The 11,375-nt window shown below is 74.4% G+C and carries 8 protein-coding genes, 1 tRNA gene and 1 other RNA gene; 6 read left to right on the top strand and 4 right to left on the bottom strand.

Features of this window, described 5'->3' with window-relative positions; genetic code table 11:
* The coding region (locus ACTHLI_RS10920; RefSeq protein WP_440183500.1) for a VIT1/CCC1 transporter family protein at positions 1–645 on the top strand (645 nt) is incomplete at its 5' end.
* A gap of 32 nt (positions 646–677) precedes the next feature.
* Here ACTHLI_RS10920 and ACTHLI_RS10915 read toward each other — a convergent pair.
* A tRNA-Ser gene (locus ACTHLI_RS10915) sits at positions 678–765 on the bottom strand.
* A gap of 76 nt (positions 766–841) precedes the next feature.
* On the opposite strand from ACTHLI_RS10915, the gene ffs reads away from it, so the two are divergent.
* Positions 842–938, top strand: an RNA gene (gene ffs, locus ACTHLI_RS10910) — signal recognition particle sRNA small type.
* A 149-nt stretch (positions 939–1,087) separates the two neighbouring features.
* Positions 1,088–1,705, top strand: a complete 618-nt coding sequence (locus ACTHLI_RS10905; protein ID WP_440183499.1) for a hypothetical protein — start codon at positions 1,088–1,090, stop codon at positions 1,703–1,705.
* 15 nt (positions 1,706–1,720) lie between these two features.
* Here ACTHLI_RS10905 and ACTHLI_RS10900 read toward each other — a convergent pair whose 3' ends face one another.
* Positions 1,721–2,989: a saccharopine dehydrogenase family protein gene (locus ACTHLI_RS10900; protein ID WP_440183498.1), complete on the bottom strand. Its 1,269-nt coding sequence runs from the start codon at positions 2,987–2,989 to the stop codon at positions 1,721–1,723.
* Positions 2,990–3,194: 205 nt separating this feature from the next.
* Between ACTHLI_RS10900 and ACTHLI_RS10895 the strand changes: the two genes are divergently transcribed.
* Positions 3,195–5,819 carry a LuxR C-terminal-related transcriptional regulator gene (locus ACTHLI_RS10895; RefSeq protein ID WP_440183497.1) on the top strand — a complete coding sequence of 875 codons (2,625 nt, stop codon included), beginning with the start codon at positions 3,195–3,197 and terminating at the stop codon, positions 5,817–5,819.
* Positions 5,820–5,958: 139 nt separating this feature from the next.
* Positions 5,959–6,423 (top strand): DUF7144 family membrane protein, encoded by a 465-nt coding sequence (locus tag ACTHLI_RS10890; RefSeq protein ID WP_440183495.1) that lies wholly within the window; start codon positions 5,959–5,961, stop codon positions 6,421–6,423.
* A 68-nt stretch (positions 6,424–6,491) separates the two neighbouring features.
* Here the strand turns inward: ACTHLI_RS10890 and ACTHLI_RS10885 are convergent, their stop codons facing one another.
* A complete protein-coding gene (locus ACTHLI_RS10885) occupies positions 6,492–7,904 on the bottom strand; it encodes an MFS transporter (RefSeq protein ID WP_440183494.1) in 1,413 nt (470 codons plus the stop codon).
* A gap of 6 nt (positions 7,905–7,910) precedes the next feature.
* Positions 7,911–9,785 (bottom strand): glycoside hydrolase family 15 protein, encoded by a 1,875-nt coding sequence (locus ACTHLI_RS10880; protein WP_440183493.1) that lies wholly within the window; start codon positions 9,783–9,785, stop codon positions 7,911–7,913.
* A gap of 135 nt (positions 9,786–9,920) precedes the next feature.
* Between ACTHLI_RS10880 and ACTHLI_RS10875 the strand changes: the two genes are divergently transcribed.
* A complete protein-coding gene (locus tag ACTHLI_RS10875) occupies positions 9,921–11,354 on the top strand; it encodes a hypothetical protein (protein ID WP_440183492.1) in 1,434 nt (477 codons plus the stop codon).
* Positions 11,355–11,375 lie beyond the last annotated feature (21 nt).

Below are 11,375 nucleotides of genomic sequence, written 5' to 3'. Positions count from 1 at the left end.
GGCGTGCTCGGCGCGAACGACGGCATCGTCTCGGTCGCGGCGATCGTGGTCGGCGTCGCCGGCGCGACCTCGGCGACCGCCCCGATCCTGACGGCAGGCGTGGCCGGGGTCGTCGGCGGCGCGATCTCGATGGCGCTCGGTGAGTACGTCTCGGTCAGCAGCCAGCGCGACAGCCAGCGGGCGCTCATCGTCAAGGAGCGACAGGAGCTCGCCGAGACCCCCGAGCAGGAGCTGCTGGAGCTCGCGGGGATCTACCAGGCGAAGGGCCTGTCGGCAGCGACGGCGCGGACGGTCGCCGAGGAGCTCACGGCGCACGACGCCCTCAGCGCCCACCTCGAGGCCGAGCTCGGCATCAAGGAGGCCGACGTGGTGAGCCCCTGGCAGGCGGCGGGGGCGTCGGCGCTCGCGTTCTTCATCGGATCGCTGCTCCCGATGCTCGCTGTGCTCCTGCCACCGGCGTCGATCCGGATCCCCGTGACGTTCGTGGCGGTGCTGCTCGCGCTCGCGGTCACGGGCGCGACGAGCGCGTGGATCGGCGGCAGCCCGATCGGTCGCCCGACGCTCCGGGTGGTCCTCGGCGGCGCGATCGCCCTCGCGGCGACGTTCCTGATCGGCACCTGGCTCGGCACGAGCGGCGTGGCCTGACCCGGCACGGAGCACGGGGTCGGTTCGGATGCTGGCGGAGGATGGGGGATTCGAACCCCCGAGGCTGTTACACCAACACGCTTTCCAAGCGTGCGCCATAGGCCACTAGGCGAATCCTCCTGGTCGCGGCGAGCCGCGAGGCCGTCGAGCATCCTACCGGGCCCGGGACCCGCTCGCGCAGTCCGGTACGATCGACGCCGGCTCCCCGCGTGGCGCCATCCAGGCCAACTCCCCCAGGGCGGAAACGCAGCAAGGGCAACCGGGCTCTGGCGGGTGCGCGGGGGGTCCTTTCTGTTTCCGGGCGTCTTCCGTCAATCCGGGCGTGCAAAGTCGCCGGGATTGACGGATCTCGCCCGGGAAGGGCGGCGCAGCGCCGCGCAGGAGGCGGGGCCCGTCGTCTGGGGGCTGGCCGGGTCGCCGCGCGAGCCCTACCGTGCACGGCATGACGACGGCACCCGTGGCGGAGCGGACCCTCCGGCCCCTCCGGCACCTCGCGTGGCGCACCACGGCGGCCGGGAACATCGCGCTGGTCGTCCCCGGCGCAGCGGTCGCGATCGTCATCGCCGCGCAGACCGGTCGGCCGGTCATCGCCGGGGTCATCGGCCTGGTGTCGCTCGTGGTGGCCGCGATCGTGATCCTCCCGGCGCTGCGCATCCGCACCCTGCTCGACCCGGACGGGATCACCACGTACTGGACGGGCCGCATCGGCGGAGCGCACCTGTCGCGCTCGCAGGTGGCGCGCGCCGTGATCCGGACGATCTACAACGGCGACGGGGTGAGCACGAACAAACACCTCTTCCTGCTCGACAGCGGCGACCGGGCCATCCACCGCATGTCGGACCGGTGGTGGACGGACGAGCAGCTCCTCGCCGTCGCGCACCACATCGGGGCGAAGCTGGAGGCGTTGAACCAGCCCGTGCACCTCGCCGAGGTCCGCCGCACGGCACGGTCGCAGCTGCTCTGGTCCGAGCGGCACCGCATCACCGCCACCACGGTGCTGGTGGTCGTCACCTTCCTGCTCTGCCTCGGCTTCGCCGCGCTCTGCACCGGCGCGCTCTGACCCTCCGGCTGCGGCTCAGCGGTCGGAGACGCCCCAGGGCTGCCCGTAGCCGCCATCGGCCACCGGCTTCGCCATCAGCTCCAGGTACGGGGCGGCGTCGAACGCCTCCGGCCCGAGCACGCCGACGCCCGACCAGTCGCCGCGCGCGAGGAGCTCGAGCGCGATCACCGGGTTGAGCGCCGTCTGCCAGACCACGCACTGGCTGTCGAAGTCGCGCATCGTGTCCTCGTTGTCGGACACGTGGTACAGGTACACCGCCTTCGGCGCCCCGTCCTTGCCCGTGCCCTTCACGTAGGTGCCCGCGCAGGTCTTGCCCGTCATCCGGGGCCCGAGGGTCGCGGGGTCGGGCAGCGCGGCGGCGACCACGTCCCGCGGCGCGACCTCGACCGGTCCGGCGGCGCTCCGCACCCGGATCGGGACGGTGGAGGCGAGCCCGAGGTCCCGGAGGGTCTTCAGCACGCCGATGAACTCGGCCCCGAGCCCGTACTTGAAGGTGACCCGCTCGGCGTCGAGCCAGCGGGGCATGAGGAGGACCTCTTCGTGCTCCACGTTGACGCACTCGACCGGGCCGATGCCGTCGGGGAACTCGAAGACCTCCGGCTCGCTGAACGGCTCGGTCGTCGTCCAGCCGGTCGCCCGCTCCCAGATCACCGGCGGGTTCAAGCACTCCTCGAGCGTGGTCCAGATGGAGAACGACGGCGCGAAGATCTCCCGGCCCGCGTCGTCCCGCACCACGAGGTTGGCGCCGTCCCGCACCCCGAGCTCGTCGATGGACGAGAAGAGATGATCCGCCGCGTAGCGCGCGAACACGTCGCTGAGGCCCGGCTCGACACCCATCCCGACGAGCGCGAGCCGCCCGGCCGCCTCCCAGTCGCCCGCCTGCGCGAACTGGTCGTCGCCGAGCTTCACCCCGGTCGCGGTGAAGGGCTGCACGGGATGGGGCTCGGAGAGGCTCATCGCCATGTCGAGGTAGTCGGCGCCTGCGGCGAGCGCGCCCGCGAACACGGAGGGCACGAACTTCGGCTCCACCGCGTTCATGACGTGCGTGGCCCGGTTCGAGCGCGCCACCGCGGCGACCGCGTCCGGGTCGGAGGCGTCGATGCGGCTCGTCGAGAACCGGGCGCCGACCTCCGCGCCGTGCCGCTCGGTGATCCAGGCGACCGTGCGCTCGGCACGGGAGACGTCGTAGTCGCTGACGACCACGGCCTCGTAGAACGACCGGGTCGCGGCGATCTTGGCGATCGCATCGCCCACTCCCCCGGCTCCGACGATCAGGATGCGCATGAGCGAGACGCTAGCGCCTTCCGTCCCTCCCGCTCCCGGGTCCTTCAGCACGCTCCTCCGGCGCCGGCCGCGGGGGTGACTTTCGCCCCTGCTCCGTCCCCTGCGCGCACCCGACGGTGCTGGGACCGCTCGGCGCGCGGGATCCCCGCCCGGCGTCGACGCCCGACAGCGCGCCGCGACCCGAGCGCCGCGCGGAAGGATGCTCATGACGAGTCCGACGGTCGTCGAACCGCCCCGGACGCCGCCCGTCCCTCGCACCGCTGCGCCAGCAGCGAAGCTGGCGCCTCCGGCGCTGCCGAGGACGACGATCGACCGGCCCCGCCTCTCCCGGGCGCTGTCCCGGGCCGTGCGTCGCGCACCGCTCACACTCGTCCGCGCACCGGCCGGGGCCGGCAAGACCACGCTCACCGCTCGATGGGCCGCGGAGGAGGCCGCCCGGACGCCGGTGGCATGGCTGAGCCTGGACCCGTACGACGACGACCCCGCCGAGTTCTGGGCCGACGCGGTGCAGGCGCTCGACCGGGCCGGCGTCCTCCGCGACCACCCCCTGCCGACGCCGCTCGAGGGCACGCCGACGTGGTTCGTGCCCGAGCTCGCGGGCCGGCTCGCCGCGCTCGAACGCCCAGCGGTGCTCGTGCTCGACGACGCGGACGTGCTCTCGGCACCCGCGGTCACGACCGGGCTCGACCTGCTCGTCAGGACCGCCGGGCGGGGGCTGCGCCTCGTGCTGTGCAGCAGGGCGGAGCCGCAGCTGCCCGTCCACCGCTACCGGCTCGCCGGCTCCGTCTCGCTCATCGACGCGGGCCGCATCCGCTTCACCGCCGACGAGACGCGCGAGCTCCTCGCCGCGCTCGCCGTGCCGGTCGATCAGGAGGCAGCGGAGGCGCTCCGAGCGGAGACGCAGGGCTGGGCGGCTGGCATCCGGCTCGCCGCCCCGATCGCCCGCGCCACGCCGCGCCCGGCCACCTCGCTCGCGCAGGACGACGGCGAGATCGCCAGGTACCTGTCCGCCGAGGTGCTGGACCCGCTCCCCGCCGAGCTGCGGCGCTTCCTCCTCCACGCCGCGGTGCCCGGAGACCTGTGGCCGGAGCTCGTCGCGGACCTGACCGGCACGCCGTGCCCGGGCCGCGTGCTCGGCGCGCTCGCACGGGCGAACGCGTTCGTGGAGGAGGCGCCGGACGCCCCCGGGGGCTACCGGCTGCATCCGCTGCTGCGGGAGACGCTCCTCGGCCGGTTGAGCGCCGAGCGCCACGGTGCGGTGGCGCCGCTGCACCGGCGGTGCGCCCGCTGGTACGCCGACCACGGGTCCGTCGCGGAGGCGGTGGACCACGCGCTCGCGGCGGAGGACCGCGACCTCGTCGCCCAGCTCCTGCTCGACGAGCTCTCCGCGCCGCGGTGGCTCGCCCGCGGCACCGACGCCCTCTGGCGGCGCGCGGACCGGCCGCTCGCCGACGGCCGGGGGTCCGACGCCGCGGTGCTGCGGGCCGCCGCGGCCGTCGCGGACGGCCGGGACCCGGACCCGGACGACCTCGCCGCGGCCGCCAGGGCGAGCGAGGAGGGGGACCGGCTTCGGCTGCGCGCGTCCGCGGCGCTGACCTGCCTCACGGATGCGACCCGGCGGGGCGACCTCGCCGCGGCGACGACGGACGCCTCGGCGGTCGACCCGCTGATCGAGGCGCTGCCCCCCGAGGAGCGGCGCGAGGCGATGGCGGTGCTGCGCGTCGACCTCGCGGTCGGCGCGCTCCGCTCCGACGAGCCGGCGGACCGGCTGCGCGCGGACCTCAGGACGGCGGCGGCGGCGGCGCGGGAGGCGGGGGCCGGCGCGGTCCGGGGCCTGGCGGTGGCCGACCTGGCCGTCCTGGAGGCGCTCGACGGCGACCTCACGCAGGCGCTGCGCTCGGCCGCGGAGTCGGATGAGCTCGCGGTCGAGGACGGTGCGGGTCCCCGCCCGCTCCGCTCGGCCGCGGCGACGGCGACCGGCTGGGCGCTCCTGCAGCGGTTCTCCCTGGCCGAGGCCGCCGACTGGAGCGCCAGGGCGGGTCGACGTCCGGGGGCCGAGAGCGCCTCCACCGCTCCCGCGCTCGCCGTGCTGACCAGCCGGTCGCACCGGCTGCACCGCGAGTACGACGAGGCGATCGGGCGGCTCGAGCCCTGGTTGCACGACCGCGCCCTACCGGGGTGGGCGCGCGAGCACGTGGTCGGGGAGGCGGTCCGACTCGCGATCGCCCGCCACGAGCCGTCGACCGCAGCGGCGCTGCTCGACGAGGTCGGCGATCTGGGCTGGCGGGACCGGCTGCTCGCCCGTGTCGCTCTGGTCGCCGGTGGGCCGGGCGGCACGGCGCCGGCGGAGCCGGAGGCCGGCGCCGGGCTCGCCGTGCAGGTCGAGTCGCTGCTGCTGCGCGGCGCCTGGCTGCTCACCGTCGGCCGGGAGGCAGCCGGGATCGAAACGCTGCTCGCCGCGCTCGGCCGCGCTCGGAGCGAGCTGCTCCGGCTGCCGTTCCTCGACGCGCCACCGCAGGTGCGGCGCGCGCTGCGGACCGTCCCCGCGCTCCGCGAGGACGCGCGGTGGCTGAACCCCACGGCCAGAGTGCACGCCGAAGCGGCGCCCCCGCAGCGGCCGGCCGCCCCGGCCGTGATCGAGCCGCTCAGCGCGAGGGAGGCCGAGGTGCTGCAGCACCTCGCCGAGCTGCTCTCCACGGAGGAGATCGCGGCGACGATGTTCGTGTCCGTCAACACCGTGCGCACCCACATCCGCAGCATCCTCCGCAAGCTCGGGGTCGCCCGACGGAACGACGCCGTGCGGCGCGCCCGCGAGCTCGACCTGCTCTGAGCGGGTCGCGGCGCGAATTCATGCGCCGCGGACGATGCCAGCCGCAGCGGACCCGGCGACGCTGCGAGCACCACCCCAGGTGGGCCCGCTGCCGGACAGGATCCACCGGCGCGGACGGCACACAGGAAAGGACGGACCGATGACCCAGACCTCGCAATCCACCATGGAGCAACCGCCCCGGGCGGCCGAATCACCACCGGCCTCCCGGCGCACCGAGCCGTCCGCTTGGACCGGCTGGGTGATCTTCGCCGGCGCAATGCTCGTCCTGTCGGGCGTCTTCCAGGCGATCGAGGGGCTCGTGGCGCTGTTCCGCCAGGGCTTCTACCTCGTCGGCGCGAACGGCCTCCTCGTCCAGGTGAACTACTCGGCGTGGGGATGGACGCACCTCGTCCTCGGCGCGGCCTCGGTGCTGGCCGGGCTCGGGCTGTTCGTCGGCAACCTCGCCGCCCGCATCGCGGGCATCGTCCTGGCCGCCATCAGCGCGGTCGTGAACCTCGCGTTCATCAGCGCCTACCCCGTGTGGGCGACGATCGTCATCGCCCTCGACGTCATCGTGATCTACGCGATCACGGTCCACGGCGGCGAGCTGAAGGAGTCCGCCTGACGCGCACGGCGCAGCGCCCGTCGACGGGTGCGGAGGCTGCCCGCCTCCGCACCCGTCAGTGCGTTCTGTCAGCGCGTGGCCCGGGACGGCTCCGCTGGCGCGCGCCGCTCCGTCCTCGGCAGCAGCAGCGCCGCCACCCAGCCGAGCACCCCCGCGACGACGATCACGGTCAGCGCGCTGAGGAACGGCGGGGTGCCGCGCGACTGCGCGGCGACGAGCACGGATCCCGCGATCGCGACGCCCAGCGACGAGCCGAGGTTCGAGACGCTCCTCGACACCCCCGAGATGTCGCCCTGCACCTCCTCCGGCCACGCGGACTGCACGAGGTTGACGGAGGCCGTGAGCATCACGCCGACCCCGAAGCCTATGAACAGCAGCCCGGGCCAGAACGTCCAGATCGCCGAGTCGGCGCGGACGAGCGCGACGAGCAGCAGCAGCCCCACGACGGTGAGCGTGAAGCCCACGCGGATGAGGGTGCGCTGCGGGAGCCGGCGCGCCATCCTCGGCGCGAGCGCGGAGGCCGTGAGCACGCCGACGGTCGCAGGCACGAGCATGAGCCCGGTCTGGATCGCCGAGAACCCGCGCTGCTGCTGCAGGAACACGGAGATCACGAAGAACGCCCCCTGCATCACGAGCCACTGCACGGTCTGCGTCACCAGCCCCAGGTTCGACGTGCGGTTCCGCAGCAGCGACGGGGAGACCAGTGGGGTGCGGCCGCGCCGCTCCCTGCGGCCGCCGAGGACCAGGAAGACGGCCAGGACGCCGATCCCGGCCGCGATGGAGAGCCACACGGTCGGGCTCCCCCAACCGGACCGGTTCGTCTGCAGGATGCCGAAGACGAGGAGGAAGAGCCCCGTCGCCGAGAGCACGGCGCCGATCACGTCGAAGCCGGGGCGTGGGCCGGTCCTGGCGGGTTCCGTGATGCGGAGCGCGAGCAGCGCGATGCCCGCGACCACCAGCACCTGCAGCAGGAAGGAGGCCCGCCAGCTGATGAAGCTCGTGATGAGGCCGCCGATCAGCGGGCCGGCGGCGGACCCGAGCCCGGCGGCGCCGCTGACGGCGCCGAACCACCTGGCTCGCGACTTCAGGTCGCTGAAGACGACGGTGATGAGGATGTAGATCGGGGGGATGAGCAGCGCCGAGCCGACGCCCTCGAGCAGCGAGTACCCGATCATGAGCAGCGGCAGCCCCTGCGCGAACGCCGCGAGCAGGGCACCGGTGCCGTAGATGCCGAGACCGATCACGAAGCAGCGCCGGCGACCGATGATGTCCGTCAGCTTGCTGCCGGGGATCATCAGCGCCGCCATCGTGAGCGTGAACAGCGTGATGGTCGTCTGGATCCCCGCGACGTCCGTCCGCAGGTCGTGCGCGATCGTGCTGATCGCGACGTTCATGTTCGACGCCGCGTAGCTCGCGATGAACTGCGCGAGCGCGAGCGGCAGCACGATGCGGCCGGCGCGCTCCACGACCTCGGTGCTCATGGCGGGTCAGTGGAGCCCGCGCCCGTCGAGCGCGGCGTCGAGCGACACCGCCGCATCGATGAGCGCGAGGTGGGTGAACGCCTGCGGGAAGTTGCCGATCTGCTCGCCGGTGAGCGCGATCTCCTCGGAGAACAGCCCCACGTGGTTCGCGTAGGTGAGCATCTTCTCGAAGGCGGTGCGGGCGTCGTCGAGCCGACCCGCGCGGGTGAGCGCCTCCACGTACGAGAAGGTGCAGAGGGAGAACGTGCCCTCCGATCCACGCAACCCGTCCGGTGACGCCTCCGGGTCGTACCGGTAGACGAGGCTGTCGGTGACGAGCTCGTCGTCCATCGCGGAGAGGGTCGAGAGCCACTGCGGGTCGCGCCCGTCGATGAAGCCGACCGTCGGCATGCGCAGCAGCGAGGAGTCGAGCACCCGCGTGCCGTAGTGCTGCACGAACGCGTGGCGCTCCGCCGAGAACCCCTGCTCGAACACCTGCCGGTAGATGCGGTCCCGCTCCCGGCTCCACCTCGCCTGCGGCGCGGGCAGCCCGCGTTCGGTCGCGAGCCGCAGCCCCCGATCGAAGGCCACCCAGCTCATCACCCGGCCGTAGGTGAACGCCTGCCGGCCGCCCCGGGTCTCCCAGATCCCCTCCTCCGGCTGATCCCAGTGGTCGGCGAGCCAGTCGAGCACGTGCGCCACCGCGTACCAGCCCTGGTGGGGCAGCACGAGGCCGGCCCGGATCCCCGCGACCGTGCTGTCGAGCGCCTCGCCGTAGATGTCGAGCTGCAGCTGGCCGGCCGCGCCGTTGCCGATGCGGACAGGAGCGGAGCCGCGGTAGCCGCGCCAGTGCGGCAGCACCTCCTCGTGCAGGTCGGAGGACCCGTCGACGCGGTACATGATCCCGAGCGGGTCGCCGCCGTCGCTCATGCGCTCCCGGATGCGCGCACCGAGCCAGCCGCCGAGCGCCGCCGCCTCCTCGCCGAGGCCCAGCCGGAGCAGCGCGTGCACGGAGAACGAGGCGTCGCGGACCCACGTGTACCGGTAGTCCCAGTTGCGCTCGCCGCCCACCTGCTCGGGGAGCCCCGCGGTCGGCGCCGCGACGATGCCGCCGGAGGGCGCGTAGGTCATCAGCTTCAGCGTGATCGCCGAGCGCTGCACCTCCTCGCGCCACCGGCCCGTGTAGGTCGAGCCGCCGAGCCAGGTGCGCCAGTAGGCGATCGTGTCGTCGAGCAGCCGCCGGATCTCCGCGGCCCGCATGGCCCGCGGCGGGCCGGCCTCGCCCGTCTCGATGACCACGCCGCGCAGCTGACCGGCGCGCAGCGGGATCCTCGCGTGCAGGTCCGCGTCGCCGACCCGGACCTCGGCGAGCCGTTCGTCGTCGGGTTCGCGCGCGACGTGCACGGTCAGCCGCTGCCCGTCCGCGGCGAACACGGCGCCGTCGGCACCGAGCTCGACGTGATGCCGGCCGCGGCCGTAGTCGAACCGCGGCCGGACGTCGAGGTCGAACGTGACCGCGCCGCGCACGCACTGCAGGACGCGCACGATCCGGTGCCGATCGGTCGCCGCCGTCCCGACCGGCGGCATGAAGTCGACGACCTGCCCCATGCCGCCCGGGGTGAAGAACCGGGTCACGAGGATCGCGGTGTCGGGCAGGTACATCTGCTTCGAGGTCCAGTCGTCGCCGACCGGCCGGATGCGGAACCGGCCGCCCCGCTCGTCGTCGAGCAGGGCGCCGAACACGCTCCCCGAGTCGAACCGCGGGGTGCAGAACCAGTCGATGGAGCCGTCGGTGGTCACGAGCGCGGCGGTCTGCAGGTCGCCGATCAGGCCGGGGTCGGCGATCTCGGTCTCCTGCGTCGTCGTCGTGCGGGATGCGCTCCGGGTCAAGGTGTCCGTCATCGGATCACCGTGACCGACCGGCGCCCGCATCGCCTCACCCCTGCGGGGTGATCAGCGGGACGGGCCTCCCGGGCACGCTGGGACGGCACGGCGGCGACCGTCCGCCGGTGGAGGGGGAGGACGATGCGCCGATTCGTGAGTGCGCTGCTGGTCCTCGTCAGCGCGCTCGCGCTGCTGGTGTCGAGCACGTCGCTCTGGCTGCGGCACAACGTGATCACCACCTCGGTGTTCGTCGCGAACGCGGAGGCGATCGTCGACACCCCGGCGGTGCGGGCGCGGATCGAGCAGCGCGTCGCGGGCGCGGTGATGGCCGTGCCCGAGGTGCAGACCGTCATCACGCAGGGTGTCGATCTGCTGCCACCCGCGCTGCAGCGGTTCCGCCCGACGGTCGCGTCCGGCGTGGAGTCCCTCGTCACGGCCGGTGTGCACCAGCTGCTCGTCTCGGAGGCGTTCCGGCCGATCACCCGTGCAGCGCTCGCGTCCGCGCAGTCCCAGCTGGTCGCGGGCCAGCCCGTGCGGTTCACGATCGGGCAGGCGAAGGCGCTCGCGCCCCCTGCCGCGAGGACGGGTCTGGTCGGACAGGTGCTCGCCCTGATCCCGAACGGGCTCGGCGTCACCCTCCTCACCCCGTCGGACGCACCCCAGCTGTACACGGCGATCGCGCTGCTGCAGGACGCCTGGTGGTGGACCGGCCTGCTCGCGCTGCTCGCGCTCGGCGGGGCGCTGCTCGCGGCCAGGCACCGGCGCGCGGCGGTCATCGGCTGGTCCGTGACGACGGCGGTGCTCGCCGGCCTGCTCCTCGTCTCCCTCCGCATCACGCCGGGAGTGGTGCTGCCGCGGGTGCCGGAGGCGAGCAGGGCGGCCACCTCGGCCGTGCTCGACCTCGCGACGGGGAGCCTGCGGGCGTGGACCCTGTGGCTCGCAGGAGGCGCGCTCGTCGTCCTCGCGGGTGCGCTGGTCTGGGGCGTGCTGGCACCGACCGTCGCGCGCCGGCTCAGCATCCGGCGCGCGCAGCCGGCCGCGCCGAGCGGCTCCCCGACACCGGTCGCCGAGCCCCGGACCGCCGGCTCCCCGATCGCCGATCCAGCTGTGGCGCCGCCGACGGAGCACCTGGTCGCGGACCCGCCGCCCGCCGCACGGACCCCGGACCGGTCCTGGCTCGCGGTCCGGTGGGCCGCGGCGCGTCCCGTGCTCGAGGACGGACTCGCCCGCGTGGGCGCGTCCGTGCGCGCGCATCACGACGCCGCACGGTGGGTCGGCGTCGTCGTCGCCGCGGTCCTGCTCCTGCTCTGGCCGTCGCCGACCATCAGCACCCTCATCTGGGTCGGCGCGCTCGTCGTGCTCTACCTGGGCGCCCTGCAGTGGCTGAGGAGCAGGCCGGTGCCGCCCGCGAAGCCCACCGAGCCGCCCGCGGCCGCCCCGGCCGAGGAGGAGCGGGCCCCGGCCGGCGAGCGGACCCGCGCGGACGAACGGGTCCCGCCGGATGAGCAGGACCGGGAGGCGGAGCGGGCCCCGGAGGAGGAGCGGGACCGGGAGGCGGAGCGGGACCGGGAGGCGGCGCACCGCTGACCCCCGGACCGGACCGGATCG

The organism is Amnibacterium sp. (assembly GCF_051956055.1).
Lineage (GTDB): Bacteria > Actinomycetota > Actinomycetes > Actinomycetales > Microbacteriaceae > Amnibacterium.
Note: the sequence above shows the minus strand (reverse complement) of the source record. Positions and strands in the feature narration are given on the sequence as shown.

What these genes read in the sequence shown, in the direction of transcription:
- ACTHLI_RS10900 (WP_440183498.1), bottom strand. Translation starts at nt 2,989, where the DNA reads ATGCGCATCCTGATCGTCGGAGCCGGGGGAGTGGGCGATGCGATCGCC.
- ACTHLI_RS10895 (WP_440183497.1), top strand. Translation starts at nt 3,195, where the DNA reads ATGACGAGTCCGACGGTCGTCGAACCGCCCCGGACGCCGCCCGTCCCT.
- ACTHLI_RS10905 (WP_440183499.1), top strand. Translation starts at nt 1,088, where the DNA reads ATGACGACGGCACCCGTGGCGGAGCGGACCCTCCGGCCCCTCCGGCAC.
- ACTHLI_RS10885 (WP_440183494.1), bottom strand. Translation starts at nt 7,904, where the DNA reads ATGAGCACCGAGGTCGTGGAGCGCGCCGGCCGCATCGTGCTGCCGCTC.
- ACTHLI_RS10880 (WP_440183493.1), bottom strand. Translation starts at nt 9,785, where the DNA reads ATGACGGACACCTTGACCCGGAGCGCATCCCGCACGACGACGACGCAG.
- ACTHLI_RS10890 (WP_440183495.1), top strand. Translation starts at nt 5,959, where the DNA reads ATGACCCAGACCTCGCAATCCACCATGGAGCAACCGCCCCGGGCGGCC.